The sequence below is a fragment of the Cupriavidus sp. L7L genome, from assembly GCF_004353535.1.
Classification (GTDB): domain Bacteria; phylum Pseudomonadota; class Gammaproteobacteria; order Burkholderiales; family Burkholderiaceae; genus Cupriavidus; species Cupriavidus oxalaticus_A.
The window spans coordinates 25092-52082 of sequence record NZ_SMNY01000021.1; the positions used below are offsets into that span (position 1 = coordinate 25092).

Below are 26991 nucleotides of genomic sequence, written 5' to 3' on the forward strand. Positions count from 1 at the left end.
CACGAAACCAGTGTTTACCCGGCTGGCTCGGCGGCGCCGCCCTGTAAAGAGAGACAAGTCGCACGTCGCCTACCCGGTACCGTGGCCTATGCTTCGCAGAACGCACCCCGCTACTGCTGCCTGCCAACCTTCGCCATGCCAACCCTGCCCACCGACGCCGTGCACCGCGCCAGCTGGCTGCCCGCTGCCGGCAGCTGGCGCTACCACGCGCTGCTGGGCGCGGCCGGCATGCTGGTGCTCGGTCCACTTGGCGGCATTGCCGCCGCCTACATGAATTTCTCGCTGGGCTTCTTTGTCGGTGGCCAGGTGCTGGCCGGCATACTCGGCTCGGTGGTGACGGCCAGCTACGGCGCCCCGGGCCGGCATGGCGCCAACTACATCCAGACCGCGGCCGCGTCGGTGGCTGGCATGGGCGGCATGGCGGTGGTGCTACAGGCGATGACCTGGCTCGGCCTGGCACAGCCGCCGCTGTGGCAGCTGGTGCTCTACATGCTGTGCATCGGCATGTACGGCGTGGGCATCGGCATGCTGTACACGCCGTTGCTGGTGGACCGGATGCAGCTGACGTTCCCGTCGGGACTGGCGGTTGCCAATATCCTGCGCGCGCTGACCGACCCGGTGCTGCTGCGGCGCTCGGTGGCGCGGCTGGGCGGCGGCATGGCGCTGGGGCTGGCCAGCGGCCTGGGCGCGGCGCGCGTGTCGTGGCTGGCGGCGCTGGACCTGTCGGCGGCGACATTCGGCGCGGGCATGATCGTCGGGGCGCGCATCGGCATAGCCGCGCTGGTGGGCGGCCTTGCCGGCTGGGCGCTGACGCCGTGGTTCGTGTCGGTGGGATGGCTCGCGCCTGGCGAACCATATCGCAAGGCCACCTTCCTGGTGGCGCTGGGGATGATCATGGGGGCGGCCGCGCTGGATGTCGCGCTGCTGCTGGCGCAGGCGTGGCGGCAGTGGCGTAGCCGGGCCCCGCGAAAGGCGCAGGCGCGGCGTGGACCCGGCATGGCCTGGGTGGCCGCGTGGGCGCTGCTGTGGGGCACTGCCACGGTCGCGGCGGGCGTCGCGTGGTTCGGCCAGCCGCCGGTCTTCCAGCTGATGGCGGTGCTGCTGGTGCTGGTGTTCGCGCTGGTCAACGGCATCTCGGTCGGCATGGTCGACCAGAACCCGATCTCGTCCGCCTTCGTGCTGACGGTGATCCTGATGGCCGCGGCCGGCTTGCGCGCGCCGCATGTCGGCCTGATCGCGGCGACGGTGCTGCTGGTGGCGACCGCCGAAGCCAGCGACATGCAGCAGGACCGCTCCACCGGCTGGCGCCTGGGCAGCGACCGCATGGTGCAGTTCGGCTACCAGGTCGCCGGCATCGTGGTAGGCGCGCTTGTGGCCGTGGCGATGGCGCGGCTGTTCATGCAGGCGTATCCGGTGCTGGCGCTTGACCAGACACAACTGCCGGCGGACCAGCAGCCGGCGCGCTGGGCCTCGGCCATGACCTACAAGATCGTCGGCGTGCTGCACGGGCTGGCGCAGCCGCGCGCCGCCCAGCATGCCGCGGTCGCGCTCGGGCTGGCCCTGGGGCTGGCTACGGCGGTGCTGCGCAAGGTCATCCTGGGCGGCCCGGCGTGGCAGCGCTTCGCGCAGTCTGGCCGGCGGGGCAGGGTGGCGGACTTTTTGCTGGATGCGGTGCTGTTGCCGTCACCCTATGCATCGTCCTTCGGCGGCTTCGTCAACCTGGCGGCGGCCGGCTGGATGGCCGCGGGCGGCGTGGCGGCAAGCGTCGGCGGCGCTTTGGCCGGGCGCAGGCCTGGGGCGAGGCGTGAGCGGCAGGCGCTGCCCGAGGACATGAGCACCGCATCGCTGCTGGGTGGCGGCCTGATCGCCGGCGACGCGCTGGCGGCACTGGCCCTCGGCCTGGCCGGGCTGCTCGCAGTGACGTGGCACTGACACCGACAGATTGTCAAATTTCGTTGACGCTTCTGTCCAATCTCCAGTGGATTGTCAAATCTCGCCGCCGGCGTACCATGTCGGCCAGACCGACGTATTGCCTGACCCGGAGAATCCTCATGGCCCTTGACCAAGAATCCTTTGCCCTGCTGCGCGCCTCGGTGCAGCGCTTCATCGACGAACGCCTGAAGCCCGCCGAGGACACGCTGGAAGAGACCGACGACGTCCCCGCCGATATCGTCGCGGACATGAAGGAGATGGGCCTGTTCGGCATCTCCATTCCCGAAAACTACGGCGGCATCGGCCTGTCGATGTCGCAGGAATGCGATGTGGTGTACGACCTCGGCCACACCGCGTTTGCCTTCCGCTCGGTGTTCGGCACCAACGTCGGCATCGGCTCGCAGGGCATCCTGATGGATGGCACCGAGGAGCAGAAGCAGTCTTACCTGCCGCGTATCGCCAGCGGCGACCTGATCATCTCGTTTGCGCTGACCGAACCGAATGCCGGCTCCGACGCAGCCTCGCTGCAGACCAGGGCGGAGCTTGACGGCGACCACTACGTCATCAACGGCACCAAGCGCTTTATCACCAACGCACCGCGCGCCGGCGCCTTCACGCTGATGGCGCGCACCGGCGGTGCGGGTGCCTCGGGCATTTCGTCCTTCATCGTGCCGGCCGACACCCCGGGCATCTCGCTGGGCAAGCCGGACAAGAAGATGGGCCAGCGCGGCACCAAGACCTGCGACGTGGTGCTGGAGAACGTGCGCGTGCCCGCCGCCAACATCATCGGCGGCGTGCCGGGCGTGGGCTTCAAGACCGCCATGAAGGTGCTCGACCGCGGCCGCCTGCATATCTCGGCACTGGCCTGCGGCATGGCGCATCGCCTGATCACCGACGCGGTGGCATATGCCAAGGAGCGCAAGCAGTTCGGCAAGCCCATCGGCGACTTCCAGCTGATCCAGGCGATGCTGGCCGACAGCCAGGCCGAGCTCTACGCCGGCCTGTCGATGGTGCGTGACTGCGCGCAGCGCTACGACGCCAAGCCCGCCGGCAAGAGCGATCCGGAAGTCAGCATGCTGGCCTCCTGCACCAAGATGTTCTGTACCGAGATGGTGGGCCGCGTGGCCGACCGCGCGGTGCAGATCCACGGCGGCGCCGGCTATATCGCCGAGTACAAGGCTGAGCGCTTCTACCGCGACGTGCGCCTGCTGCGCCTGTATGAAGGCACCACGCAGATCCAGCAGCTGATCATCGCCAAGCAGCTGCTGCGCGACTGACCATGCAAACGCCCGGCGCGGCAGGAGTCGACATGGACGATTGGCAGGATCGCGGGCCGGCAGGCCATGACGTTGACACGCCGCACCGCCTGCGCGCGGTGGTGGCGTCCTATCGCACTGCGCTACAGGCGTACACGCTGGCGGTATCGCCCGCGGAGCTGATGGCGCTGGGCGCGGTGCCGGCCAATATGGCGCAGGACAGCGACCCGCGCGCGCACGCGCACCTGGCGCGCTTGCGCGGCAAGGTGCAGGCCAGCGGCATTGCGCTGCCCGGCGCGATCGTGCTGGCGGTAAGCGGCGGCAGCCTGCATTGCGAATGCGATCACCTGTACACGCTGCAGCTGCAGCCATGCCGCGGCGACCGCCTGATCGTGATGGAAGGCTACGAGCGCCTGCTGGCGCTGGCGCATGGCGAACGCCGCCAATGCAAGACGCTGGTGTCGGCAGTCATGTGGCGCACGGCGCTGGACAGCGCCGCGCAGGTGTCGCCGGCCGATGCCGGCGAGCTTGCCGAAGCCGATGATGCGGCCGAGTCAATCGCCGCTGCCGCCACGCAATCGTGCGCGGCGCGATGGGCCAACGCGACGCGGGTCTGGCACTGATCGCGCCGCGTGCAATATAGAAGGTCAAAGGCCGCCGGCATGGCGGCCTTTGCTTTTGGTTGCAGCGCTTATTGCTCGCTTATTGCTCGCTTCTTGGCTGCGGCCACACTCCATCGACATCGCGTAGCAGGTGCCCCGCGAGAATATAGTCCCCGAGCCGCGTGGCCTTGGCCTCGAGGTCGAGCAGTTCATGGTCCGCCAGCGTGCCGAGATCGAACTGGCAATAGAGATTGCGTTGGCGGAACGTGCCCTTGGGTTTGGCAAGCCCTTCGATCAGGGCTTCGCGGGAGCGGACGGCGATGCTTTCCTGTCCGCGATACTGCACCTTGATACCGCGCTTTTCTCCGAGCCTGCCGAGTTCGACCGCATCCTGCCAGCCTGTCTCGTAGTCCAGCTCCAGCGCCAGCACGTTTTCCGAGGCCAGAAGCCGGAGCGCTTCTGCCTTGCTGCCAGCTCGCACGATTGACATCCACACCTCTTGTATCGACTTATACTGTACGAATATACAGTCAACCCGGGGTCGCGGCAAGAGCCTGCACCGCGGCGGTGCCTACATGCCCGGCCTTGCCCGCCCGGCCTTGCGCGCCCCGGCCGTTAGCCTTGCCGCCCGGGCAGCTGCTGCCTGGCCGGTCCTGCGCTTCCCGCCAGTGCAGCCGAACTTTGTTTCCCCGGTATGTCAGGGCTGCGCGGCCGATGTGGCGCCGGCGGCTTCAGTGTTCGCCCCGCCGCCTGCCTGGCTGCCGCTGGCCGCCTCGCGTGCCTGAGTCGGCTGCGCCGCAGGCGCGCCGCTGAAGTCGCCCGCATAGACGCGCGACATGCCACCCGCCTGCATATAGCGCCGGATCGCGGCGTTGACCGATTCCGTCGTGGCCGCGCGCAGCCGCGCCTCGAGTTCCGCGGTGAAGGCCATGGTGCGGCCCAGGTAGAGCTGGTTGGCAAGCGCACCCGCCAGCGCCGCGTCATTGCTGCGGCTGACCGTGCCCTGCTGCAGCAGGCCGCTGACCGCTTCTGCCAGTTCCGGTGCGGTGATGCCGTCACGTGTGAAGCGCTCGAGCTCGTCGGCGACCGCGCGCTGCAAGCGCGCGAGGTTCTGCGGCGCGTATTGCGCCTGCACGCCGAAGCGGCCGGCGCGGTCGAGCGCGCCCACCTGTACCCAGCTGCTGGCGCCATAGCTCAACCCTTCCTGCTGGCGCAGGCGGTCGGCCAGCCGGCTGCGCAGGCTGGCACCACCCAGCACGCGGTTTGCGATCATCATCAGCGCATAGTCCGGCGAGTCGCTGGTCAGGTCGATCGGCGCCGCGGCCACGTAGACGGCATTGGCCTTGCCCGGCGCGGGCAGCGTGAATTCGGCCGGCGCTATCGGCACGAACGGCCGGTCGACGCGTTCAAACGGCTGCGCCGCGGTCCAGTCGCCGAACAGCTGCGCGACCTGCGCCGCCGCGGCCGGCGCATCGAAGTCGCCTACCAGGCTCAGTTGCGCATTGCCCGCGCCGTAGAAACGCGCGTGGAAATCGCGCACCTGCGCCAGCGTGGCCGCGCGCAGGTCGGCGATGTTCTCGGCAAAGCTGCGCGCGTGGCGCGGATCGCCCATGGGATACGGATCGCCGTGACGGCCCAGTGCGTTCGACGCCATCACGCCCGGCTGGCTCTGGATGCTTTCGATATCCGCGATGCTGGTCTTGCGCAGCGTCTCGAACTCCGCTTCGGGAAAGTCCGGCGCGCGCAGGATCTCGCGCAGCAGTGCCAGCAGTTCGGGCAGCTGCGTCCGGCGTGTCTCGAAGCTGACGGTCACGCGCTCCGAACTGCCGCCGATGCCGACGCGCGCGCGCAGCGCCTCGATGCGATCGGCGATCTGCTCGCGGTTCATGCCGGCGGCGCCGCGCCGAAGCATTGACGCGGTCATCGCCCCCACCGTGGTCAGCCCTTGCAGGCTCTGCACGTCGCCCATGCGCAGCACCAGCACGCCATGCACCACCTCGCCGCGCGCGGGCTTGGGCAACAGGGCTAGCTGCATGCCGTTGGCCAGCGTCTGGCGCGTGGTATGTGCGTCGATATTGGCGGGGCTGGGGTCGAACGGCGCGACCGCGGCCAGCGCCGGCTTGCCCTGGTAGCCGTTGACCATCGCGGCGACATCAGGCTTGCCGGGCACCTGCGCGCGGGCTGGCTGCGCGGACGGTACGAACAGGCCCACGGTGCGGTTTGACGACTGCAGGTAGTTCTGTGCCACGCGCTGCACGTCCGCCAGCGTGGTGGTCTCGATGCGATCGCGGTTCAGGAAGAACAGCCGCCAGTCGCCTTTTGCAATGGCCTCCGACAGGGCGATGCCAAGCGCGCCGGGGTCGCTCATGTAGTGGTCGTAGGCATTGCGCATGCGCACGCGTGCGCGTTCCAGCTCGGCTTCGGTCACGGGGGCCTCGGCAAAGCCTTCGACCTGCGTGATCAGGCCCGCGCGCGCGGCTGCCAGCGACTGGTCCCTGGACGTCTCCGCCATGAACAGCAGCGTGCCGGGGTCCTTCATCGCATAGAACGCGCTGCCGATCGAAGCGGCCTGGCCGCGCTCGACCAGCGCCTTGTACAGGCGCCCGCCGGGCGTGTCGCCGAGGATGATCGTCAGCAGCGACAGCGCCGTGGTGTCGGGATGTGCGCCGGGGCTGACGTGGTACTGCGCGGCCACCAGGCTGTTGTCGCCGGGCCGCATGATCAGCAGTTCGCGCGCGCCTTCCTGCGCCGGCTCGACCGTATGCTCGGGCGGCAGCACGCGCGTGGGGCGCGGGATCGGGCCGAAGTAGCGCTCGATGCGTGCCAGCGTGGCGGCGGGATCGAACTTGCCCGCCACCACCAGCACCGCGTTGTCCGGCTGGTAGTAGCGCCGGTAGAACGCGCGCAGGTTGTCGATGCTGACGTTCTCGACGTCGCTGCGCGCGCCGATCGGTGCCTTGCCGTAGTTGTGCCAGCGGTATGCGGCGGACATGGTCTGCTGCATCAGCATGCGCGACGGGCTGTTCTCGCCCATTTCCATCTCGTTGCGCACCACAGTCATCTCGCTGTCGAGGTCGGCCTTGGACAGCACGCTGTTCACCATGCGGTCCGCTTCCATGCGCAGCGCCCAGTCGAGGTTTTCGTCGCTGGCGGCAAAGGTGCCGAAATAATTGGTACGGTCCTGCGTGGTGGTGCCGTTGACGCTCATGCCGCGCCGCGCGAACTCGGTCGGAATGGCCTTGCCCGGCAGCGAAGGCGTGCCCTTGAACAGCAGGTGCTCGAGCAGGTGGGCCATGCCGGTCTCGCCATAGTTCTCGTGGCGGCTGCCCACGAGGTAGGTGATATTGACCGTGGTGGTGGGCTTGGCCGCGTCCGGGGCCATGACGATGCGCAGGCCGTTGGGCAGGCGGTATTCGGTGATGCCCTCCACGGTGGCGACCTGCTGCGCCTGCGCAGGCGATGCCGCCGGCACCGGCTGCACGGGTTGCGCCGGCGCGGGCAGCGGGGCCAGCAAGGCAAGCATCGACAGGTGCAGGGCAAAACGGCGCATGGCATCTCCGGTGTGGGCTGGCTGCCGGGTAATGAGCTGAAGGGGGGCGCGGCAGTGGCGCAAAGCGCAATTCTAGCCGCCGCCCATACCCGGAACTGTGCCGCAGCCCACCTCTGCATGCCAGAGGGAAATGTCCGAATCCAGCCGGTGCCCCGGCGGCCGAAGCGGTAGCATGCCTGCATGAACCTTGATCCCGACACCTGCTACAAGGCCGTGGCATCGCATGACCGCCGCTTCGACGGGCGCTTCTTCGTAGGCGTCTCCTCGACCGGTGTGTACTGCCGGCCGGTGTGCGCAGTACGCACCCCCAAGCGCGAGAACTGCACCTTCTACGAAAGTGCCGCCGCCGCCGAGAAGCACGGCTTCCGGCCCTGCCTGCGCTGCCGCCCGGAACTGGCGCCCGGGCACGGGCTTGCCGATATCTCGGGCCGGCTCGCGCAGGCCGCCGCCACGCTGATCGACGAAGGCTTCATGGCCGAAGGCAGCGTCACCACGCTGGCCGCGCGCATCGGCGTGACCGAGCGGCATTTGCGGCGCCTGTTCGATGCGCAGTTCGGTGTCTCGGTGCTCGAGTACGCGCAGACCCAGCGGCTGCTGCTGGCCAAGCGCCTGCTGGCCGACACCGCGCTGCCGGTGACCGAGGTGGCGCTGGCGGCCGGCTTCGGCAGCGTGCGCCGCTTCAACGATGTGCTGAAGACGCGCTACGGCCTGACACCGCTCGCGCTGCGCCGGCGCGCTGCCGACGGCGTGGCCGACCGGCTCGTGTTCGAGCTTGGCTACCGGCCGCCGCTGGCGTGGGAGGCGCTGCTGCGCTTCCTGGCCGCGCGCGCGGTGGATGGCATCGAAGAGATCCGCGACGGCGCCTATGCGCGCACGCTGCGCGTGGAAGCGGGCGGCACCGTCTATGGCGGTTGGGTCCGCATCGAGCATGTGCCGCGCCGCATGGTGTTGCGCGTGACCTTGTCGGCGTCGCTGGCGCGCGCGATCCCGCAGGCGCTGGGCAAGGTGCGGCGCCTGTGCGACCTGGGCTGCCGCCCCGATGTGGTCGACCGCCATCTCGGCGAGCTCGCGCAGGCCGTGCCTGGCATGCGGTTGCCGGGCAGCGTCGACGGGTTTGAGATTGCCGTGCGTGCGGTGGTGGGTCAGGTCATTTCGGTGGCGCACGCGCGCCGCATCCTGGCCGCACTGGCGCAGCGCGCGGATTCGGCGGCAACGCTGCCCGATGCCCTGCCGGGCAGTCTGCGCTACCTGTTCCCGAGCGCCGCCGCCATCGCCGCCATGCCGCCGCAGGAGCTGCGCGACGCCGGCGTGCCGGCGGGCAAGGCGCACACGTTGCAGGCGCTGGCGCAGCGCGTGGCCGACGGCACACTCGCGCTTGACGCGCACGCGCCGCCTGAAGCGACCGTCGCGGCGCTGCGCGCCATCGACGGCATCGGCGACTGGACCGCGCAGTACGTCGCCATGCGCGCGCTGGGCTGGCCCGATGCCTTCCCTGGCACCGACTATGCGCTGCGCAAGGTGCTGGGCGTCGGCACCGTCAGTGCAATGCACGCGCGCACTGCGCAATGGGCGCCGTGGCGCGCCTATGCGGCGGTCCACCTGTGGCATCGCTATGAGACCATGAAGGACGCGCCCGCCGCGTCCGAACCGGAGACCATGACATGAGCAGCTATCGCCAGATCGACAGCCCGCTGGGCACCATGCTGCTGCGCGCGGAAGGGAAGCACCTGACCGGCGTCTTCTTCGCGGGGCAGAAGTACTATCCCGCCAACGTGGCAGCAAGCAGTGGCGAAGCATCGCCGCAGGAGGCGGCCGTGCTCGAACGCGCCGCGCTGGAGCTGGCCGAATACTTCGCCGGCAAGCGCGACGCCTTTACCGTGCCGGTGCGCTTCGCGGGCAGCCCGTTCCAGCAGCGCGTCTGGCACGCGCTGCTGGCCATTCCATGCGGCGCAACGGCGTCCTACGGCGAACTGGCCGGCGCCCTCGGCCTGCCGCCGACGCACGCGCGCGCGGTCGGCGGCGCGGTGGGGCGCAACCCGCTGTCGGTGATCGTGCCCTGCCATCGCGTGCTCGGCACCGCCGGCGCGCTGACGGGCTACGCCGGCGGCATCGAGCGCAAGCGCGCGCTGCTGCGGCGCGAGGGTGTCGGCCCGGCGGGCGCTTGAGCCGGCGCCATGCCGCGCCTGTTTTTCGCCGTGGAAGTGCCGCCGGCGCGGGCGGAGCGGTTGCTGTCGACCCTGCCGGAGGCGACTGGCCTGCGCCCGGTGCCGGCCACGCAGGTTCACCTGACCCTGCATTTCCTCGGCGAATGCGGCGTGCCCGAGGCGCAGCTGAACGCCGCGCTCGACGGACTCGCAGCGCCCGCCTTCACGCTGCAGGCTGCAGGCACCGGCCGCTTCCGGACCGGCCAGGGCTCGGTGCTGTGGGCCGGCCTTGCGCCGGGTCCCGGGCTTGACGCACTGCGCGCGCTGCATGCCGCGGTGGGGCAGGCGCTGGCGCAGGCCGCCGGCATCGAGCCGGAGCGCCGCCGCTACCACCCACACCTGACGCTGGCACGCTGCCGCCCGACGGTACCCGAGGCCATGTTGCGCGCCTGGCTCGACGCGCAACGCATGCTCGCCAGCGATCCCTGGCCGGTGCAGCGGCTGGTGCTGTTCGAAAGCCGGCTGGGACCGCGGGGCGCGGAGCACCTCGTGCTGCAGGCGTGGCCGCTGGCCCGGCCTGCTGCTACGCCAGGTTGCTGAGCCCCAGCGCGGCCCCGAGCCCGCACAGCGCCGACCCGATGGCGCCGTCCAGCAGACGTTGGCGGCGCAGCATCGCCGCCCGCAACGCCGGCGCGGCGAATACACCGGCCACCAGGCTGAACCACGCCAGGTGCGCCAGCGACATGAACGCACCGTAGCCGAACTGCACCGGCACCGGGGTGTGCGCGTCGACCACCTGCGTATAGGTGCTGACCACGAACAGCGTGCATTTCGGGTTCAGCGCATTGGTCAGGAAGCCCATGCGCAAGGCCGCGGCCGGCCGCAGTGCCGGGGCGCCGTGCAGGTCGACCGCGAGCGGCGCGCGCCGGCGCAGCGTCTGCAGGCCGATCCACACCAGGTAGGCCGCGCCCAGCGCCTTCACCACCGTCAGCACGCTGTGCGCATGCGCCATCAGCAGCGCCACGCCGAACATCGTGTACAGCACATGGACCTGCACCCCCATTGCGATGCCAAGGGCGCTGAGCAGCCCGGCGCGGCGGCCGTACAGGTAGCTGTTGCGGGTCACCATGGCGAAATCCGGGCCGGGGCTGACCACGGCGAGCACGGTCACGGCGGCGACCGCCAGCGGTTCGACGACTGGAAGGGCAACTGGAATCATTTTGTGTGAGGTTACGTTGTGGTTGAGAGCCGATCGCCGCCGCCGGACTGGGCCGGCACGGCAAAGCGTACCCAATTCTGCGTGCCACAAACGAGACCCACAACCGATATATACTCGCGCAAATACGTGAGAAAAACTGACTGAAAATCCCGATGCACTGGCTGGGCTGGATCCGCTTTTTCGAGGCTGCCGCACGCCACGAGAGCTTCGTGCGCGCGGCCGAAGAACTGCACCTGACCCACGGCGCGGTCAGCCGGCAGATCCGCCAGCTGGAAGACACGCTCGGCGTGGCACTGTTCGAGCGGCGCAACCGCGGCGTCTTCCTGACCGATGCGGGGCGCACGCTGTTCGCCGCCGCTTCACAGTCAATGGAGATGCTGGCCGGCGCCGCGGCGCGCATCCGCACCCAGCCGCCTGGCCGGGCGCTGGTGCTGTCGTGCGAGCCGACCGTGGCAATGCGCTGGCTGATCCCGCGCCTGCCGCGCTTTGCCGCGCGCCACCCTGACATCCCGCTGCACCTGATGGCGGCGGGCGGCCCGATCGATTTCGCGCGCAGCGGCGCCGACCTGGCGCTGCGGCGCAATGACTTCGCCTTCGAGCCGCGCTGGCACGCGCGCGAGGTGGCGCAGGAATGGGTCGGGCCGGTGTGCCGCCCGCTGCTGGCCCAGGGTGCCGCCGCTGTTCCGGCACGGCTGCATACGCGCACCCGGCCCGATGCCTGGCAACGCTGGCTGGCTGCCGCCGGCCCTGACGCGCAGGCTGTCCGCTTCGAGGGCGATGCCTGGTACGAGCACTTCTACCTGAGCCTGCAGGCCGCGGCGGCGGGCCTCGGCTGGGCCATGGCTTCGCGGCTGATGGCCGCCGACGAGATCGCCGACGGGCGCCTGGCTGCCCCGTTCGGCTTCACGCCGGACGGGTCGGCTTACCATCTGTTGTCGCCGGCGCCGTTCGAGCACGACACGCGCCGGCTGCTGCTGCTCGCGTGGCTGCGCGACGAGGCGCAGGCAATGCTGGCGCCGGCCGCATCCCCGGCGGGCCCGCCATTGGAGCCGAAGGACGCCTGAAAGCGGCGCAGGCGCTACCCCCCGTAAGTCTGTGCTCAAGTTCTGCCACAGTTTTGCCGAAGGTGTCGCCATGAGTCTTGCCGGACGCGGGGGCACGCGCTTAACATGCGGCGCGCGGCCGGCAGGCCGACTGGCTGCCGCGCCCCCACTACACCCCCAGCCGGCGGCATCCCGCCATACCAGACGTTGCGTGAATCCATGAATCAGCACGAAGCCACCGGGGCCGGCACCGGAACCGAGACCGACACTGCCGCCGCCGACACGCCGGCGGACGATCGTTACCGCCTCACGCACAACTCCCAGATCGGCACCGTGCTGCGCGACCTGTCGTGGCAGAAGTGCATGCTGAGCGTGCGCACCCGTACCGGGCACCAGTTCGTCACCTCGATCCTGCAGGTCGATCCGGTCAACCGGACCTTCGTGTTCGACTGGTGCAATGCCGACGCCGAGCGGCAGTCGCTGATGACCTCGGAAGAGAATGCATTCTCGGGTTTGCTGCGCGGCGTGCCGGTGAACTTTATGGTGGGGCAGCCGGCCGCGACCCGCTTCGAGCAAGGCCCGGCCTTTGTCGTCGAATTTCCGGAGAAGCTCTATCACTTCCAGCGCCGCCGCCATTTCCGCGCGCGCACGCTGGTGACCAAGGGCTACCGCTGCGAAATCCGGGGCGCCGACAATGCGCTGCTGTGCCTGGACATTGCCGACCTGTCGCTGTCCGGCGTCGGGCTGCGCTCCAAGAGCGTCACCGAGGAACAGTTGCCGGTCGGTACCACCGTGGCCAAGTGCCGTCTCGACTTCCGCGAGCTGGGCAAGGTGGAGCTCGACCTGCAGGTGGTTGGCCACTGGCTGGTCGGCCATGACGGCAACGCCATCCACCACTTCGGCTGCGCCTTTATCAATCCGGACGGCCGTATGGAGAACTTCCTGCAGCGGCTGGTATTCGCGCTGGAGCTGGCGCACCGGGGCTGAACATCCCGGCGCGCGAGGCGCGGCCCGTCAGGAGCCGATCAGCCGCCCGATGGCCGCCGCGGCTTCGCGCATCGGCGGCAGCAGCCGCGTGATCATCTCGCTTTCCGGTACGCGCGCGGCGCGCACGCTCACGCTCAGGCCAGCCAGCACGATGCCGGAGGCCGAGCGCACCGGCACGGAAATCGCGCGCAGGCCCGGCTCCAGCTCCTCGTCGACGATCACGTAGTCGACTTCGCGTGCCCGCGCGAAGCATGCCTCCAGCTCCTGCCGCGACACCTTGGTCTGCAGCGTGCGCGGACGCAGCTCGGCATGCTCGAAAAAGCCGTCGAGCACCGAGGCCGGCTGGTGCGCCAGCAGCAGCCGGCCGTTGGAGGTGCAGTAGGCCGGCAGGCGGCTGCCCATGCCCAGCGAGTAGTTCAGGACCCGCTGCACTTCGGAGCGGACCAGGTAGAGGATGTCGGTGCCGTCGAGGATGGCCAGCGCGCAGGTCTCGTGGATGCGCGCGCTCAGGTTGTCCAGGATCGGCTGCGCCAGCGACACCAGCGAGGTCGAAGAGAAATACGCATGCCCCAGGTGCAGCACCCGCGGGCGCAGCGCGAACTGGCCGTCCTGCTGGCTGACATAGCCAAGCTGCTCCAGCGTATAGAGGCAGCGCCGCACCGAGGCGCGCGACAGCTGCGTGCGCTGCGCCACCTGCGAGATGGTCAGCGGACGCTTGCGTTCCGAGAAGGCCTCCAGCACGGTCAGCCCGCGCGCCAGCGACAGCATGAAATTGGGATCGCCGGCAAAGCTGCTCAGCAAATCGGCCTGCGGCCGGGCGACGCGGACGGTGTCGGCCTGTGCATGGCCGAGACCGATGGGGCGGAGGACTTCCATTGGGCTGTGCTTGTCCGGGTTCGTTGTTCGATAATCGCGCAATCTTAAACCGGCTTGGCGCAACGGGCCAGCATTGCGTGCATCCAACTGTGTCCCGGTGGCCACGATGCGCGTTTAGTGATCGATGCGATACCTCCCGAGCAGGTGGCGTTGCACCAGCACCGTCAGGAAGCCCGCCGCCATGAAGGTCAGCGTGGCCACCAGCGAGCGCACCGGACCACGCGACAGGCCGCTGTGAAATGGGTGAAACCGATCTGCATGGAAACCTCCGCGAGTGCGGCCGGCAGCGCGGCCCGAGGCGGGGATAGGAGGTGGGCAACCATGCTCGCGGCCGTTGCCCGAATGCGGCGACCGCCCATAAAAAAGTCGCCGCTGGGGCAGCGGCGACCGGGGAAGGGTCGTCATTCAAGAGGGGGTCTTGCTGACGGGAAAAGTATAGACCTTTGAATTAAGACATTACATACAACTTCGGTGGGGTACGCTCGCATCACACGCGCGGCCCACGTTGCGGTGGACCCGCGTCTCAGAACGGCTTGCCGAGGAAGAGGTAGAAGCTGTATGTCCCGGCCGCGGCCCGGCCATAGGCGAAATACAGTGGCCCGAGCGGGCTGTCCAGCGCCAGGAACAGCGATCCCGACTTGAGCAGCCCGGTCGGGCTTCCCGGCACCAGCGGCGCACCCATGCGGCCTGCCTCCAGCGAGAAGCCGGCGTAGATGCCCTGCAGCAGCGTCTGCCGCGCCAGTTTGTTGTAGTAGACCAGCCGCGCAAACTGCAGGTTGCCGCCCAGCAGTTGCCCGGTCGCATAGCCGGATTGCTGCAGGAAGCCGCCCCACTGGAACAGGTCATAGCGCGGCAGCGGGTTGCCGACATTGGTGCCGGCCTTGAGCCCGAGCGACACGGTATGGTTTCCGATCGAATGGGCATACAACAGGTCGCCCTGCGCCTTGATATAGGAATCGTCGGCACCGAGTCCCGGTTGCGAGGCATAGACCCGCAACGAGCCAGCATAGCCGAAGCGCGGGAAGTCGACGCTGTCGAGCTGGTCGAAGAAGAGCCGGCCGGTAATGGCGCCGCGCTTGATCCTGCCGGGGCCCGGCGACAGCGCCTCCGGGCCGGTGCTCAGCGTGGCGTCCAGCGTGCCGGTCTGCACGCCCAGCCGCAGCTCACCGTACTTGGTGAACTGGCTGCCCACGTCCAGCGCTACGTCAAGGCGGCGCAGGTCATAGGTGGCCAGGCGGGTGCTGCCCTGGAACACGTTGACCGGGCGGCGCTCCAGCTCGATGCGCGGGGCGATGAAGAAGTACTGGCGCGTGTTCAGCGGCTGGTAGAACTCGCTCGTCAGCGAAGTAGTCTGGCCCGCCTGCAGATCGGTGCGCCATTCGGCGCCAAGCGAGTTCAGCCAGGTGCGCCGGTAGCTGCCGATCAGGTTGAAGAACGCATCGCCGCGGAAGTCCGTGCTGAGCCCGAGGCCAAAGCGCAGGTAGTCCGGCCCGTACGATTTCTCGACCGCATTGACCACCAGGATGCGCTTGCCCGGCTCTTCCATGATGCCGTAGTTGACGTGCTCGAAGTCGCCGGTGCCGAACAGCCGCCGCATGTCCTGGTCGAGCGTGGCCTGGTCAAGCGGCTCGCCCGGCTTGGTCTCCATCACCGCCGTCGCAAACTCGGGATTGACGCGGTGCAGCGGCGCCAGCTCGATCGCATCCACCGGCCGCGTGTCGGGCGGCGACACCGCCTGCTGCGCCGCGCGCAGCTGCGCATACTGCGCCGGCGGCAGTGCCAGCGGCGCGAGGCGCTCGGCCACCTTGCGCGCCGCGGCTTCGCCGATGGGGATGGTGGCGGTCAGGTGGTCGAAGTCGGTCGCGGAAAAATCGCCGAGCGCGGGCTCGATCAGCACGTCGGCGGGGCCCAGCGAGGCCAGCGAGGCGCGCACGTTCTGCTCGGTCAGGATGTTGAGCATCTGGCTTGTCACGCCGATGACCGAGGTCAGCTCCTCGCGCTTCATCAGCGGCGTGCCGAGGTTGACGGCGATGATGACATCGGCGCCCATCGCGCGCGCCACGCCGACCGGCAGGTTGTCGGTGAGCCCGCCGTCGACCAGCAGCCTTCCCTGGTATTCCGCCGGCGCCACCGCGCCCGGCACCGACATGCTGGCGCGCATCACGTTGGCCAGCTCGCCGGCGTTGAACACGACCGGCGTGCCGGCGACGAGGTCGGTGGCGACGGCGCGGTAGGGGATCGGCAGCTTGTCGAAGTCGCGGTAGCCGGGCGTGCGCGCCAGCTGGCGCAGTACCGTCTCAAGCTGCACGCCCGAGACCGCGCCCTTGGGCAGCAGCAGCCCTCTCGTTTGCACGCCGATCTCGGGCGTGAACAGGTTGGTGAAATCGTCCTGCTTGCGGCGCACGGTCAGGTCCTTGCGCGGCGGGCGTTCCTTGAACAGCTTTTCGGTGCTCAGCCCGCTGACCAGCCGCTCCATCTCGGCGGGCGACATGCCGGTGGCATAGGCGCCGCCCACCAGCGAGCCCATGCTGGTGCCGGCGATGCAGTCCACCGGCACGCGCAGATCCTCCAGCACCTTGAGCACACCGATATGCGCGGCGCCGCGCGCACCGCCGCCGGACAGCACCAGGCAGATGCGCGGACGCGCGCCGCGGGCCGGCGCGGCGCTCACGGCGGGCGTGTCGATCGCGGCGGGTGCCGGGGGCATGATCGCTGGTGCCGGCGCGAGTGCGGAGTCAGGCGTTGCGTCCGGCGCTGCGTCCGGCGCGGCCCGGGCGCCAACGGCAAGGCAAGCCGCCAGCGCGAGCGCTGCCAGCCGCAGGATCCGCAACCCCCAGGGTGTGGCTGCCTTCATGTCGTCGTCCGTTCAGCAGGCAGCCGCAATGCGGCGCCGGTTGCCCGGTCTGTGCGCGGCCGGGATGGGCGTCGGCTTATCTTCGGGCAAAACGCGGCGCACGGGCCGCCTGGAGTGCGCGCCGCAAAACAATTCATCATGCCGCTCGGAAGCGTGCAGATCGGCATCCGCTGCCGGGAGCGCACTGCACAGGCCGCTTGCAGTGACTAAGATGAACGCAGACCAGGGCGGGCGCAGCCCGCATAGAGGGGGAATCGCCATGACCGCACTGGTGGAGTGGACCCGCGAACATACCTGCCGGCTGTTCCCGATGTCGGCCGAATACCATCGCGCCGGGGGCAGCGAGGTGCAGGTGAGCTGGCAGGCCGAGCCGCCCGGCTCGCCCGGCCGCTGCCGCATCAGCGCGTCGCTGGCATTCGACCAGGACGTGATCGACGCCGTCTACCTGGCCGACCCGGCCGAGCTGGCCCGCATCGGCGCGCGACTGGCAGACGTGGTGGCGCGCTGGCTTGCCGACGACGACATCGCCTGCCTGTCCGGCACCGCGCTGGTGATCCCGGTCGGAAGCGTGCTGCTGAACCACTGAGCGCCACTGGCCCGGCGCTGCAACCACGTGGCGGGTGGCGGGGTGGTGGGCGGCGTGGTTGGCGCCGGCGGCATATACTGGCGGCTGATCCGCCATTTCCGCCCGCAGCGGCGTGCAGTCCGTGTCCCAAGTGTCTCCCGTCAACCCTGTCGCCAACCCCGCGGACGACCCGCGCCCCGTGCCGCCCGAACGGCCCGGCGACGACGAATGCTGCGGCTCCGGTTGCGATCCGTGCATCTTCGATTTCTACTACCAGGAGCTGGACCGCTATCGCGAGGAACTGCGCGCGTGGGAGGCGCGCCACGCGGCGCGGCACGCGGAGGATCCGGCCAGTTGAACGCGCTGCTCGACTTCGTGCGGCGCCATCCGCGCCTGTTCGTGCTGACCGGCGCCGGCATCAGCACGGATTCCGGCATCCCCGGCTATCGCGACGCGCGCGGCCAGTGGCAGCGTTCGCAACCGATCACGCTGCAGGCCTTCCTAGGCTCGCACGCCGGGCGCCAGCGCTACTGGGCGCGCAGCATGCTTGGCTGGCCGGTGGCGTGGCAGGCGCGGCCCAACGGCGCGCACCATGCGCTCGCCCGGCTGGGCGAGCATGGCCGCCTGGGCGCGTTGGTCACGCAGAATGTCGACGGCCTGCACCAGCGCGCCGGCAGCCGCGACGTGATCGAGCTGCACGGCAGCCTGGCCAGCGCCATTTGCCTGGACTGCGGCGCACGCCATGACCGCGCCGGCCTGCAGGACTGGCTGCTGGACCAGAACGCCGCGCTGCGCGACGTGATCGCCGAGCCCGCCGCCGATGGCGACGTGCATTTCGAATCGCCGCTGTTCGCGCAGTTCCGCGTGCCCGAGTGCGGGCGCTGCGGCGGCATCCTCAAGCCTGACGTGGTCTTCTTCGGCGAGTCGGTCCCGCGCGTGCGCGTCGATGCCGCGCGCGCGGCGCTCGAGGCCGCCGACGCGGTGCTGGTGGTGGGCTCGTCGCTGATGGTGTATTCGGGCTACCGCTTCTGTGTCTGGGCCGGGCAGATGGGCAAGCAGGTGGCGGCGCTCAACCTGGGCACCACGCGCGCGGACGATATGCTGGCGCTGAAGGTCGAAGCCGGCTGCGCGCCCACGTTGCAGGCGCTGGTGGCGCAGCTCGAATCGGACACTGCGCGCTGAACCCCGGCGCGACCCGGCACACCACCCGTTGACGCGGCCGCCTTGCAGGCATAGCATCGCCAGATCTTCGAATCCTTTCCCGATTTCGTCATGAACGCAGACCGCCAACGCCCCGTCATCGCCGCGCCACCGTGCGACGCGATGCCGCGCGTGCGTTGCCAGCCTGCGTTCGTCGCTGTCGCACCGCCGCCGTTCTCCGGCGGCGCGCATCCGCCCCCGCCGCCACGCGGCTGACGGGCGCGTATCGCGGCCCGCATCACAGCTCCCCGGTTTTCACGCCTGCGCGTGCCTGACGGCACGGCAGCCGCGCGCCTGTGCGCCGCTGCCGGCTGCCGCAGTTGCTATGCGCGCTTGCGCGCCGGGGTCTGCCAGGCTTTCGACAGATGACATCCATGACCACCGAAAAAGACTGCGCGGCGCAACTGTGCGCCGCGACCCACGCCCGGCATGCGGTATCCGCCGCGTTCTGGGCCACACCCCTGTTCGTGCTGCTGTGGAGCAGCGGCGCTATCGCGGCGCGCCTCGGGCTGGACCATGCCACGCCCTTTGCCTTGCTGACGCTGCGCTTCGCCATCACGCTGGCGGTGCTTGGCGCCATCGGCCTGGCACGCGGCCACCTGCTGCCGCCGCGCGGCGAACGGCTGCATGTGGCGCTGACCGGCCTGCTGCTGATTGGCGGCTACGCCGTGTTCTACTTCCTTGCGCTCGACCATGGCATGACGCCTGGTGTGCTGGCCACCGTGCTGGGCGCGCAACCGATGCTGACCCTGCTGCTGACCGAGCGACGCTACAGCACCACCCGCATCGCGGGCCTGGCGCTCGCGCTCGCCGGGTTGGCACTGGTGGTCGCCGACAGCCTGCTGCTGGCACGGCTTTCTGTGGCGGGCGTGTCGTGCGGGCTGGCAGCGCTGGCCTGCATGACCGTCGGCGCCATCCTGCAGAAGCGCATCGCGCGCGCGCCGGCGCAGGTGTTGCCGCTGCAGTATGGCGCCAGCCTCGCGGCATGCCTGCTGTGCCTGCCGTTCCAGCCCTTTGCCTTCGAGGTATCGCTGGCGTTCGCGCTGCCGCTGCTGTGGCTGACGCTCGGCATCTCGATCGGCGCCACGCTGTTGTTCTACCGCCTGATCCGCGCGCGCAACCTGGTCAATGTGACCAGCCTGTTCTACCTGGTGCCTGCGGGCACCGCGGTGCTGGACTACCTGCTGCTGGGCAACCGGATGGCGCCGCTGGCGCTCGCCGGGATGGCGGCGGTGCTGGCGGGACTGGCGCTGGTGTTCCGCGGCGCGCGCGAAACGGCGCGGCGTTAGCGGTTCTTCACTTCAACCCGCACTTCTTCCTTGCCGACCGTGATGGTCCCCGGCTCGACCTCCTTGCCGCCGAAGTGCAGTTCCTCGGGCTTGAAGGTATAGACCGGATAGTCCTTCAGCAACTGCTGCGCAACGACCGCGCCGATGGCGTTGAGTTGCTCGCGGTACTGGGCCATGCCGGCAACTTCCACCTGTTGCACCGTGGGGTTGTCGAGCAGCACGGCCCGCTTGCCGGAGTCGTAGCGCACGCCGCTGTTGAGCGCCAGCTTGCCGTCGACCGGCGGCGAGGGCAGCAGCGCGTTGGTCAGGCGGGCCTCGACATGGGTGATGAGCCGGTTGCTGGCCTCGTCTAGCACCAGCCGGGGGTGGCTAAGCTGTACGGTCACCACTTCCGCGTAACGCAGCGTGGCGGGAAAACGCTGCTCCAGCGCGGCCTGCAGTTCCTGGCGGGTGAGCGTGTATTCGCCGGTCCAGACGTTGTAGCCGGCCAGCGCGGGCGTAGCCGCGGCGAAGACGGCCGCGGCGGCAAGGAGCAGGGAGGGGCGCAGGCGCATGTGGCGGATGGTGCGCGCCTTGACGGCGCGGCGTGGATGGAGTCAGCCAGTCAGACCGCGCACGCGGGATGGCGTTCCGTCACATAGCCCCGGCGCGCATGCGCGCAGGTCAGTAATGCGGCGGGATTTCCTGCAGGGGATCGGACTCTGCCGCCGTCGACGTGGCGCTGCGCAATTGCTGGTACAGGGCGCGGAACTGCTCCTGCAGCAGGTCGATCTGCTGCTGCTGGCGCGCCACCGTGGTGTTGAGCGTTTCGAGCAGGTCTTCCTGGAAGGCGAGCTTGATTTCGAGTTCGGTGATGCGTTCGTCCATGGCGCGTGGCTGTCGTGGGTTCGCCGGTTTCTCCGGCTGGCGGCGCGCATTGTAATCCCGTATGCCGATGCCGCCGGCGAAACCGCACGCGCCGCGCTTACTTCTGCTCGGTGATCAGCATCCACATGACGCCAAAGCGGTCGCTCACCATGCCAAATTGCTCGGCGAAGAAAGTCTTGTCCAGCGGCATCACCACCTGGCCACCTTCCTTCAGGCCGTTGAAGGCATTTTCCACCCCGGCCTTGTCGGCAAAGCTGATTGTCAGCCCGAAGCCCTCGAACTTGGGCTGGTTCGAGCAGCGGCCGTCGGAAGCCATGATCACGCTGTCGCCGATCTGGAATTCCATGTGCATGACTTTGTCTTCCGTTCCCGGAGGCGCCTGGCAGCCGGGGTCGGCCTTTTGCGGCTCGGGATTCTCCTTGAACGTCATCCGCATATTGACCTTGGCGCCAAGGGTCTTCTTGTAGAACTCGACAGCTTCATCGCAACGGCCTTCAAAAAAGAGATAGGGCTGGACTTGCATGACAACTCCTGTAAAGAGAGCCGCCCGGGCGGGGCAGGCAGGAAGAACCTAGCCGGCGTACGGACGATAGCCTCGGGGATCCGGCAACGGGCGCAACGATTTGTGTACGCCGTCCACAATACCTTAGCAAACCAAGTGGCTGGTGTCCACATCAATGCGGGATCGGCCTCGGCTGGGGCGTGCATGCCGGGCTGTAGAATGCCCGCGAACCGTCACTATCCGGCTCTCGCCTGAACACCTTAGACATCCGGAGCTGCCTTGCGTTACGAATTGACCGACCTGCGCCTGTTCCAGGCGATCGCCGATGCACAAAGTCTTTCCGGCGGCGCTTCGGCCACGCATATCACGGCGTCGGCGGCCAGCTACCGGCTGAAGAACCTCGAGCATGCGATGGGCACGCCGCTGTTTGTGCGCACCGCGCGCGGCATGGAGCTGACGCCGGCCGGCGAGACATTGCTGGTCCATGTGCGCGAGCTGCTGCTCGGCGTCGAGCGCATGCACGGCGAGGTGGGCCGTTTCTCGGCGGGACTGAAGGGCAATATCCGGCTGCTGGCCAACAGCAGCTCGCTCAATGGCTTCATCATCCCGAGCGTGAGCCGCTTCCTGCTGGCCAACCCGGACGTGAACATCGACCTCGAAGAACGCGCCAGCCAGTCGATCCTGACCGCGGTCGCGGCGCACGAAGCCGACGTCGGCATTCTCGCCGGCGACTTCGAGACCACCGGCGTGCGCTCGGTGCGCTATGCGCGCGACGAACTGATCCTGGCGGTCGCGGCGGAGCATCCGCTGGCGCGCGAGCCGGAGGTTCGCTTCGGCGCGGCACTGGCTTTCGACTTTGTGTGCATGAGCCGCACCAGCAGCAACTTCCTGTTCCTGCGCGACATGGCGCAGCGCGCGGGCAAGAGCCCTAACGTGCGCCTGCATGCGCACAGCTTCGACGCGGTGCTGTCGCTGGCCGAGGCGGGGGTCGGGGTGGCACTCGTGCCGCGCAGCGTGGCGGCACAAGCGCTGCGCGATGCGCGCGTGGCGGGGGTGCGGCTGGCCGAGCCCTGGGCACTGCGCGAACTCAACCTGATCGTGCGCGCCGACGGCAAGCTGCCGTCATTTGCCGAGGCGTTCGCGCAGTTCCTGCTCAACGATCCGCGCGTGGTGGCCACGCGCGAGGGCGGCGCCGTGGCCGGCACGGCGCCGTAATAGCGCAACCAGGGCGCGCAGGTCAGCGCTTCCGGTTCAGGAACGTGGCCATATGCTGCTGCGGCTCGCCGGTGTCGAACGCGCTGCCGAATTCCGCCACGCTGTTGTTGATCGAAACATCGACCGGCGCATCTTCCCATTCGCGCAATAAACGCTTCTGCTGACGCACGGCAACGGGACCGAAGCGCGCCAGCAGCGCGGCCACCCGCTCGACCTCCTGGTCCAGCGCATCCAGCGGCACCACGCGGCTGACCAGCCCCCACTGCAGCGCGTCTTCGGCGTTGGCGATCTCGCCCGTGAGCAGCAGCCATGACGCGCGCGCATTGCCGATCAGGCGCGGCATCAGCGCCGCGTGGATCACCGACGGGATGCCGACCTTGACCTCGGGCATGCCGAGCTGCGCATTGTCGGCGGCGATGCGGATGTCGCACGCCAGCGCCAGCTCCAGCCCGCCGCCCAGGCACCAGCCCGGCATGCGCGCGATTACCGGCGCCGGGCAATGGCGCACCGCGTCGCACAGGCGGCGCAGGCCGCTGATGAATGCCTGCGCGCTGGCGCGGTCCAGCGCGGCCATTTCCTTGATATCGGCGCCGCCGATAAAGCCCTTGTCGCCGCTGCCGCGCAGCACCACCACGCGCACCGCGTCGTTGGCGGCCAGCGCCTCGATCGCGCGCGTGACCGAGGCGATCACCGGCGTGCCGAGGATGTTGAGGGAACCCGCGTCGCGGATGGTGACGGTGGCAATGCCGCGCGCGTCGACGTCGACGCCGGCGTATTGTTCCTGGATGGTTTCGCTCATGTCGTTCCTTGCTGGTGGCTGGCTTACTGGAGCCTGGTGAACCGGATATCGTCGACGACCTTCTTCCAGTACGCATTCTGCCCGCGCACCAGGTCGGAGAAGGCCTGGCGCGAGGTGGGCGCGGGGATCGCGCCCTGCTTCTCGATCGCGGCGATCACGTCGGGTTCGGCCAGCACCTTGCGCACGGCCTGGTTCAGCTTGTCGAGGATGGGGGCGGGCGTGCCGGCCGGCGCGCCGAGCCCGAACCACGACGGGTTGTTCATCGCCGGCAGGCCGGCTTCGGCATAGGTCGGCACGTTGGGCAGCACCTTCAGGCGCTGCTTCGCCGCAACCGCCAGCGGCTTCAGCCGGCCACCCTGGATCAGCGCGGACGACGAGGGGATGTTGTCGAACACGACCTGGATCTGGCCCGCGACCGCATCGTTGAGCGCCGGGCCCAGGCCCTTGTAGGGCACATGCAGCATGCGCGTGCCGGTGGCGTTCATGAACAGCTCGCCGTTCATGTGGCTCAGGCCGCCGTTGCCCGACGAGCCAAACGAGTACTTGCCGGGATTGGCTTTCAGCAGCCTGATGAACGCCTGCAGGTCGGTGGCCGGAAACGACGGGTTGACCACCAGCACGTTCGGCACGTCGGCGAGGTTGCTGATCGGTGCGAAGTCCTTCACCGGGTCATACGCGGTCTTGACGTAGACGTTGGGATTGACCGCGTGCGAGCTTTCCACCTCCATCACCAGCGTGTAGCCGTCGGCAGGCTGCTTGGCGGCATAGGCGCTGCCCACCGCGCCGCCGGCGCCCGGGCGGTTCTCGACCACTACCGGCTGGCCCAGCACCGGGCCCAGATGGGTGCCGACGATGCGGGCGATGATGTCGGTGGTGCCGCCCGCGGCGTAGGGCACGACCAGCTTGATCGGCCGGTCGGGGTAGGCGCTGGCCTGCGCGGCGCCGGCAGTGGCGAGCGCTGCGAACAGGGCAACGGTGGAAAGGACTGGCTTCATCGGTTGTCTCCGGAGCAGGGTTTGTGTGTCTTGCAGGGCAATCAATTCGCGGCGCTCTGCTCGCCCAGCAGCGGCGGCGGCATGAGCGGGCCGTCGTGGCCCGCCAGCATCGGGTTGCGCACCATCGGCACGCGGCCCATGACGGGATGCTCCGCTACCCGCAGCAGGCCGCGGTGCTGCACCTGCGGGTGGGCGAAGACTTCGTCCATGGTGTGGATCGGGCCCCAGGGCACGCCGTTGGCGTCGAACGCCTCGGTCCATTCGATGCGCGTGCGCGTGGGGAAAAGCTCGGCCAGCAGCGCGCGCAGCGCCGGCAGGTGCTCGATGCGCGCCGAATTGGTGGCGTAGCGCGGGTCTTGCGCCAGCTCGGGCATGCCCGCCACCGCGCAGAAGCGCGCGAACTGGCCGTCATTGCCGATCGCCAGGATCAGGTGGCCGTCGGCGCAGCGGAACACTTCATACGGCGCGCAGTTGGGATGCGCATTACCGCTGCGCTGCGGGTTCTGGCCAGAGACCAGGTAGTTGGCGGCCTGGTTGGCATTCATCGCCACGGCCACGTCGAGCAGCGCGATATCGAGATGCGCGCCCGCACCGGTCGACTGCCGCTGGTACAGCGCGGCCAGCACCGCCGAGGTCGCATACATGCCGGTGCTCAGGTCCACCACCGCCACGCCGGTGCGCAGCGGCCCCGCGCCCGGGGCGCCGTCGGGCTGGCCGGTATAGCTCATCAAGCCGCCCATGCCCTGGAACACGTAGTCATAGCCGGGCTTGTCGGCCATCGGTCCGTCCTGGCCGAAGCCGGTGATCGACAGGTAGACCAGGCGTGGGTTGATCGCCTTTAGGGCTTCGTAGTCGAGGCCGTAGCGGCGCAGCGTGCCGACCTTGTAGTTCTCGACCAGCACGTCGGCCTCGCGCGCCAGCTCGCGCACCTGCGCGGCGCCTTCCGGCGTGCTGTAGTCGATTGCCACCGAGCGCTTGCCACGGTTGCAGCAGATGAAGTACCCCGACAGGCGCGGACCGCCTTCGGTGCCGGCCGGCGCGTCGAGGTAGGGCGGGCCCCAGCCGCGGGTGTCGTCGCCGCGCCGGGGATGTTCGACCTTGGTCACCTCGGCGCCCAGGTCGGCCAGGTTCTGGGTGCACCAGGGACCGGCGAGGATGCGCGACAGGTCCAGGACCCGGATCCCTTGCAGGGCGCGATGCAGCATGACGACTCCGCTCTCAAAACGACGATGCGGCGCAGTATAGGGAGGGGTCCCGGGAGCTAACCAGTCGAGAGTTTTGAAGGGCGCGTTCGCGGCTTTTCAACGCTCCGCCGGGGTGCGGCCCGCGACCCGGCATTGGCCTGCGTTTGGCGCGTGGGCGCTGCCGTGTCACAATTCGCGTTTGGCACTGACTCGGCCCGTGACTCGGCCGGCCGCGTCGCCGTGCTTCCGCGCGCGCTGGCACCCTTCCGGGCGACGCGGCGGGAGCCCGCCCAAGAGCCGACAAATTCACTTAGATTTCTGGCGATGACTACCATCCTGCAGCACATTCCTACCGGCGAGCGCGTCGGTATCGCCTTCTCCGGCGGCCTTGACACCAGCGCGGCACTCCTCTGGATGCGCCAGAAGGGCGCCGTCCCCTACGCCTACACCGCCAACCTGGGCCAGCCCGACGAGCCCGACTACGACGATATCCCGCGCCGCGCCAAGGCCTACGGCGCCGAGGAAGCCCGCCTGGTCGACTGCCGCACGCAGCTGGTGGCCGAGGGCATCGCCGCCCTGCAGTGCGGTGCGTTCCACATTTCCACCGCCGGCATCACCTACTTCAACACCACCCCGATCGGCCGCGCCGTCACCGGCACCATGCTGGTTGCCGCGATGAAGGAAGATGGCGTCAACATCTGGGGCGATGGCAGCACGTTCAAGGGCAATGACATCGAGCGCTTCTACCGCTACGGCCTGCTGACCAACCCCGGCCTGCAGATCTACAAGCCGTGGCTGGACCAGCAGTTCATCGACGAACTGGGCGGCCGCGCCGAGATGTCCGAGTTCATGCGCCAGAACGGCTTCGACTACAAGATGTCGGCCGAAAAGGCGTACTCGACCGACTCCAACATGCTGGGCGCCACCCACGAGGCCAAGGACCTTGAGCACCTGGATTCGGGCATCCGCATCGTCCAGCCGATCATGGGCGTGCAGTTCTGGCGCGATGACGTCGACGTCAAGCGCGAGGAAGTCACCGTGCGCTTCGAGGAAGGCCAGCCGGTCGCGCTGAACGGCCAGACCTTCGCCAACAGCGTCGACCTGTTCATGGAAGCCAACCGCATCGGCGGCCGCCATGGCCTGGGCATGAGCGACCAGATCGAAAACCGCATCATCGAAGCCAAGAGCCGCGGCATCTACGAAGCCCCGGGCCTGGCGCTGCTGTTCATCGCCTACGAGCGCCTGATCACCGGCATCCACAACGAAGACACCATCGAGCAATACCGCGACAACGGCCGCCGCCTGGGCCGCCTGCTGTACCAGGGCCGCTGGTTCGACCCGCAAGCCATCATGCTGCGCGAAACCGCCCAGCGCTGGGTGGCCGGCGCCATCACCGGCGAAGTCACCATCGAACTGCGCCGCGGCAATGACTACTCGATCCTGAACACCACCTCGCCCAACCTGACCTACAAGCCGGAACGGCTGACGATGGAAAAGGGCGAGTCGATGTTCACGCCGCTGGACCGGATCGGCCAGCTGACCATGCGCACGCTGGATATCGTCGATACGCGCGAGAAGCTGCAGACGTATGCCAAGACCGGCCTGCTGTCGACGCAGGTGAGCGCTTCGCTGCCGAAGCTGGAAGACTGAGTGGGGTCGCGCCGGTTGGCGCGATTTGCCAGGTAAGCAAAACCGGCGCCTTTGGGTGCCGGTTTTTTTTCGCCGTCTCCGGCAACACCGGCTGGACGGCTCAGTGCGTGATGTGTAAAGCTGCGCGGGTGAACATCAGCTTGCCAGAGCGTTGGTCCAGCAAATCGATGATGCTGCCAAAAGCCGGCATATGAGCCGATCGGCATTTCTCGCGCTGGCGGCACAGCACGAGATGGAACAAGGCTGATCGGCGGCTGACGCG

The 26991-nt window shown here is 68.9% G+C and carries 25 protein-coding genes and 2 pseudogenes; 15 read left to right on the forward strand and 12 right to left on the reverse strand.

What is annotated here, in order from left to right; genetic code table 11:
• Positions 1-135 precede the first annotated feature (135 nt).
• From E1J61_RS19005 to E1J61_RS19015, 3 genes are all read left to right on the forward strand, one after another.
• On the forward strand, positions 136-1932 hold the full coding sequence (locus E1J61_RS19005; protein WP_133095584.1) for an OPT/YSL family transporter: 1797 nt from the start codon (positions 136-138) through the stop codon (positions 1930-1932).
• Between the two features lie 119 nt (positions 1933-2051).
• Positions 2052-3209: an acyl-CoA dehydrogenase family protein gene (locus E1J61_RS19010; RefSeq protein WP_133095585.1), complete on the forward strand. Its 1158-nt coding sequence runs from the start codon at positions 2052-2054 to the stop codon at positions 3207-3209.
• A 32-nt stretch (positions 3210-3241) separates the two neighbouring features.
• Positions 3242-3811 carry a hypothetical protein gene (locus tag E1J61_RS19015; protein WP_133095586.1) on the forward strand — a complete coding sequence of 190 codons (570 nt, stop codon included), beginning with the start codon at positions 3242-3244 and terminating at the stop codon, positions 3809-3811.
• Between the two features lie 79 nt (positions 3812-3890).
• On the opposite strand, the gene E1J61_RS19020 is transcribed toward E1J61_RS19015, so the two are convergent.
• Together E1J61_RS19020 and E1J61_RS19025 are read right to left on the reverse strand one after the other, a co-directional pair.
• On the reverse strand, positions 3891-4280 hold the full coding sequence (locus E1J61_RS19020; protein WP_133095587.1) for a PHA-granule associated protein 4: 390 nt from the start codon (positions 4278-4280) through the stop codon (positions 3891-3893).
• A 207-nt stretch (positions 4281-4487) separates the two neighbouring features.
• Entirely contained in the window at positions 4488-7340 is a 2853-nt protein-coding gene (locus E1J61_RS19025; protein ID WP_133095588.1) for a pitrilysin family protein, read from the reverse strand.
• A 180-nt stretch (positions 7341-7520) separates the two neighbouring features.
• Between E1J61_RS19025 and E1J61_RS19030 the strand changes: the two genes are divergently transcribed.
• The 3 genes from E1J61_RS19030 to thpR are packed head-to-tail and all read left to right on the forward strand — an operon-like array spanning position 7521 to position 10084.
• On the forward strand, positions 7521-9005 hold the full coding sequence (locus tag E1J61_RS19030; protein ID WP_133095589.1) for an AlkA N-terminal domain-containing protein: 1485 nt from the start codon (positions 7521-7523) through the stop codon (positions 9003-9005).
• Positions 9002-9505: a methylated-DNA--[protein]-cysteine S-methyltransferase gene (locus E1J61_RS19035; RefSeq protein ID WP_133095590.1), complete on the forward strand. Its 504-nt coding sequence runs from the start codon at positions 9002-9004 to the stop codon at positions 9503-9505. Before E1J61_RS19030 ends, E1J61_RS19035 begins: the two co-directional genes overlap by 4 nt.
• Positions 9506-9514: 9 nt before the next feature.
• Complete coding sequence (gene thpR / locus E1J61_RS19040; protein ID WP_133095591.1) at positions 9515-10084, forward strand: RNA 2',3'-cyclic phosphodiesterase; 570 nt, start codon at positions 9515-9517, stop codon at positions 10082-10084.
• On the opposite strand, the gene E1J61_RS19045 is transcribed toward thpR, so the two are convergent.
• On the reverse strand, positions 10068-10703 hold the full coding sequence (locus E1J61_RS19045) for a LysE family transporter (protein ID WP_133095592.1): 636 nt from the start codon (positions 10701-10703) through the stop codon (positions 10068-10070). The genes thpR and E1J61_RS19045 overlap by 17 nt on opposite strands.
• Positions 10704-10855: 152 nt before the next feature.
• Here E1J61_RS19045 and E1J61_RS19050 point away from each other — a divergent pair, with 152 nt between their 5' ends.
• Both E1J61_RS19050 and E1J61_RS19055 read left to right on the forward strand, forming a co-directional pair.
• On the forward strand, positions 10856-11767 hold the full coding sequence (locus E1J61_RS19050; protein WP_133095593.1) for a LysR substrate-binding domain-containing protein: 912 nt from the start codon (positions 10856-10858) through the stop codon (positions 11765-11767).
• Positions 11768-11965: 198 nt separating this feature from the next.
• The gene (locus tag E1J61_RS19055) at positions 11966-12733 is read left to right on the forward strand and encodes a flagellar brake protein (RefSeq protein ID WP_133095594.1); all 768 of its coding nucleotides are present in this window, start codon (positions 11966-11968) and stop codon (positions 12731-12733) included.
• A 27-nt stretch (positions 12734-12760) separates the two neighbouring features.
• Here the strand turns inward: E1J61_RS19055 and E1J61_RS19060 are convergent, their stop codons facing one another.
• The 3 genes and pseudogenes from E1J61_RS19060 to E1J61_RS19070 all read right to left on the reverse strand — a co-directional run bounded on the left by E1J61_RS19060 (position 12761) and on the right by E1J61_RS19070 (position 16463).
• Entirely contained in the window at positions 12761-13609 is an 849-nt protein-coding gene (locus E1J61_RS19060) for an IclR family transcriptional regulator C-terminal domain-containing protein (protein WP_133095595.1), read from the reverse strand.
• Positions 13610-13723: 114 nt separating this feature from the next.
• Positions 13724-13840: pseudogene (locus E1J61_RS38875) on the reverse strand (YeeE/YedE family protein); the annotation flags it as partial.
• Positions 13841-14132: 292 nt separating this feature from the next.
• Positions 14133-16463, reverse strand: coding sequence for a patatin-like phospholipase family protein (locus E1J61_RS19070; protein WP_133095597.1), 2331 nt, complete (start codon positions 16461-16463; stop codon positions 14133-14135).
• Positions 16464-16722: 259 nt separating this feature from the next.
• On the opposite strand from E1J61_RS19070, the gene E1J61_RS19075 reads away from it, so the two are divergent.
• The 4 genes from E1J61_RS19075 to E1J61_RS19090 all read left to right on the forward strand — a co-directional run bounded on the left by E1J61_RS19075 (position 16723) and on the right by E1J61_RS19090 (position 19517).
• Positions 16723-17049, forward strand: coding sequence for a hypothetical protein (locus E1J61_RS19075; RefSeq protein WP_133095672.1), 327 nt, complete (start codon positions 16723-16725; stop codon positions 17047-17049).
• Between the two features lie 121 nt (positions 17050-17170).
• Positions 17171-17386, forward strand: coding sequence for an oxidoreductase-like domain-containing protein (locus E1J61_RS19080; protein WP_371704433.1), 216 nt, complete (start codon positions 17171-17173; stop codon positions 17384-17386).
• Positions 17383-18210 carry an NAD-dependent protein deacetylase gene (locus E1J61_RS19085; protein ID WP_133095598.1) on the forward strand — a complete coding sequence of 276 codons (828 nt, stop codon included), beginning with the start codon at positions 17383-17385 and terminating at the stop codon, positions 18208-18210. The genes E1J61_RS19080 and E1J61_RS19085 overlap by 4 nt, the downstream gene beginning before the upstream one ends.
• Positions 18211-18602: 392 nt before the next feature.
• Positions 18603-19517 (forward strand): DMT family transporter, encoded by a 915-nt coding sequence (locus E1J61_RS19090; protein ID WP_133095599.1) that lies wholly within the window; start codon positions 18603-18605, stop codon positions 19515-19517.
• On the opposite strand, the gene E1J61_RS19095 is transcribed toward E1J61_RS19090, so the two are convergent.
• The 3 genes from E1J61_RS19095 to E1J61_RS19105 form a co-directional block, all read right to left on the reverse strand.
• The gene (locus tag E1J61_RS19095; protein ID WP_133095600.1) at positions 19514-20071 is read right to left on the reverse strand and encodes a DUF1439 domain-containing protein; all 558 of its coding nucleotides are present in this window, start codon (positions 20069-20071) and stop codon (positions 19514-19516) included. The two genes, E1J61_RS19090 and E1J61_RS19095, sit on opposite strands and share 4 nt — an antisense overlap.
• A gap of 109 nt (positions 20072-20180) precedes the next feature.
• Positions 20181-20384, reverse strand: a complete 204-nt coding sequence (locus tag E1J61_RS19100) for a SlyX family protein (protein ID WP_133095601.1) — start codon at positions 20382-20384, stop codon at positions 20181-20183.
• A gap of 97 nt (positions 20385-20481) precedes the next feature.
• A complete protein-coding gene (locus tag E1J61_RS19105; RefSeq protein ID WP_133095602.1) occupies positions 20482-20907 on the reverse strand; it encodes a VOC family protein in 426 nt (141 codons plus the stop codon).
• 258 nt (positions 20908-21165) lie between these two features.
• Between E1J61_RS19105 and E1J61_RS19110 the strand changes: the two genes are divergently transcribed.
• Entirely contained in the window at positions 21166-22101 is a 936-nt protein-coding gene (locus E1J61_RS19110; RefSeq protein ID WP_133095603.1) for a LysR family transcriptional regulator, read from the forward strand.
• Between the two features lie 22 nt (positions 22102-22123).
• On the opposite strand, the gene E1J61_RS19115 is transcribed toward E1J61_RS19110, so the two are convergent.
• The 3 genes from E1J61_RS19115 to E1J61_RS19125 are packed head-to-tail and all read right to left on the reverse strand — an operon-like array spanning position 22124 to position 25100.
• Complete coding sequence (locus tag E1J61_RS19115) at positions 22124-22900, reverse strand: enoyl-CoA hydratase (protein WP_133095604.1); 777 nt, start codon at positions 22898-22900, stop codon at positions 22124-22126.
• A gap of 23 nt (positions 22901-22923) precedes the next feature.
• Positions 22924-23895, reverse strand: coding sequence for a tripartite tricarboxylate transporter substrate binding protein (locus E1J61_RS19120; protein ID WP_133095605.1), 972 nt, complete (start codon positions 23893-23895; stop codon positions 22924-22926).
• 41 nt (positions 23896-23936) lie between these two features.
• Positions 23937-25100 (reverse strand): CaiB/BaiF CoA-transferase family protein, encoded by a 1164-nt coding sequence (locus E1J61_RS19125; RefSeq protein WP_133095606.1) that lies wholly within the window; start codon positions 25098-25100, stop codon positions 23937-23939.
• 303 nt (positions 25101-25403) lie between these two features.
• Between E1J61_RS19125 and argG the strand changes: the two genes are divergently transcribed.
• On the forward strand, positions 25404-26729 hold the full coding sequence (gene argG, locus E1J61_RS19130) for an argininosuccinate synthase (RefSeq protein WP_133095607.1): 1326 nt from the start codon (positions 25404-25406) through the stop codon (positions 26727-26729).
• Between the two features lie 116 nt (positions 26730-26845).
• Positions 26846-26976, forward strand: a pseudogene (locus E1J61_RS38330) (type II toxin-antitoxin system HicB family antitoxin); the annotation flags it as partial.
• Positions 26977-26991 lie beyond the last annotated feature (15 nt).

Excerpts from the sequence above, each read along its gene's own strand:
- E1J61_RS19070 (WP_133095597.1), bottom strand. The coding sequence starts at position 16,463 with ATGAAGGCAGCCACACCCTGGGGGTTGCGGATCCTGCGGCTGGCAGCG.
- E1J61_RS19010 (WP_133095585.1), top strand. The coding sequence starts at position 2,052 with ATGGCCCTTGACCAAGAATCCTTTGCCCTGCTGCGCGCCTCGGTGCAG.
- E1J61_RS19035 (WP_133095590.1), top strand. The coding sequence starts at position 9,002 with ATGAGCAGCTATCGCCAGATCGACAGCCCGCTGGGCACCATGCTGCTG.
- E1J61_RS19105 (WP_133095602.1), bottom strand. The coding sequence starts at position 20,907 with ATGCAAGTCCAGCCCTATCTCTTTTTTGAAGGCCGTTGCGATGAAGCT.
- E1J61_RS19115 (WP_133095604.1), bottom strand. The coding sequence starts at position 22,900 with ATGAGCGAAACCATCCAGGAACAATACGCCGGCGTCGACGTCGACGCG.
- E1J61_RS19030 (WP_133095589.1), top strand. The coding sequence starts at position 7,521 with ATGAACCTTGATCCCGACACCTGCTACAAGGCCGTGGCATCGCATGAC.
- E1J61_RS19025 (WP_133095588.1), bottom strand. The coding sequence starts at position 7,340 with ATGCGCCGTTTTGCCCTGCACCTGTCGATGCTTGCCTTGCTGGCCCCG.
- E1J61_RS19060 (WP_133095595.1), bottom strand. The coding sequence starts at position 13,609 with ATGGAAGTCCTCCGCCCCATCGGTCTCGGCCATGCACAGGCCGACACC.
- E1J61_RS19005 (WP_133095584.1), top strand. The coding sequence starts at position 136 with ATGCCAACCCTGCCCACCGACGCCGTGCACCGCGCCAGCTGGCTGCCC.
- E1J61_RS19125 (WP_133095606.1), bottom strand. The coding sequence starts at position 25,100 with ATGCTGCATCGCGCCCTGCAAGGGATCCGGGTCCTGGACCTGTCGCGC.
- E1J61_RS19020 (WP_133095587.1), bottom strand. The coding sequence starts at position 4,280 with ATGTCAATCGTGCGAGCTGGCAGCAAGGCAGAAGCGCTCCGGCTTCTG.
- thpR (WP_133095591.1), top strand. The coding sequence starts at position 9,515 with ATGCCGCGCCTGTTTTTCGCCGTGGAAGTGCCGCCGGCGCGGGCGGAG.
- E1J61_RS19055 (WP_133095594.1), top strand. The coding sequence starts at position 11,966 with ATGAATCAGCACGAAGCCACCGGGGCCGGCACCGGAACCGAGACCGAC.
- E1J61_RS19090 (WP_133095599.1), top strand. The coding sequence starts at position 18,603 with ATGACCACCGAAAAAGACTGCGCGGCGCAACTGTGCGCCGCGACCCAC.
- E1J61_RS19045 (WP_133095592.1), bottom strand. The coding sequence starts at position 10,703 with ATGATTCCAGTTGCCCTTCCAGTCGTCGAACCGCTGGCGGTCGCCGCC.
- E1J61_RS19075 (WP_133095672.1), top strand. The coding sequence starts at position 16,723 with ATGACCGCACTGGTGGAGTGGACCCGCGAACATACCTGCCGGCTGTTC.
- E1J61_RS19100 (WP_133095601.1), bottom strand. The coding sequence starts at position 20,384 with ATGGACGAACGCATCACCGAACTCGAAATCAAGCTCGCCTTCCAGGAA.
- E1J61_RS19120 (WP_133095605.1), bottom strand. The coding sequence starts at position 23,895 with ATGAAGCCAGTCCTTTCCACCGTTGCCCTGTTCGCAGCGCTCGCCACT.
- argG (WP_133095607.1), top strand. The coding sequence starts at position 25,404 with ATGACTACCATCCTGCAGCACATTCCTACCGGCGAGCGCGTCGGTATC.
- E1J61_RS19050 (WP_133095593.1), top strand. The coding sequence starts at position 10,856 with ATGCACTGGCTGGGCTGGATCCGCTTTTTCGAGGCTGCCGCACGCCAC.
- E1J61_RS19015 (WP_133095586.1), top strand. The coding sequence starts at position 3,242 with ATGGACGATTGGCAGGATCGCGGGCCGGCAGGCCATGACGTTGACACG.
- E1J61_RS19095 (WP_133095600.1), bottom strand. The coding sequence starts at position 20,071 with ATGCGCCTGCGCCCCTCCCTGCTCCTTGCCGCCGCGGCCGTCTTCGCC.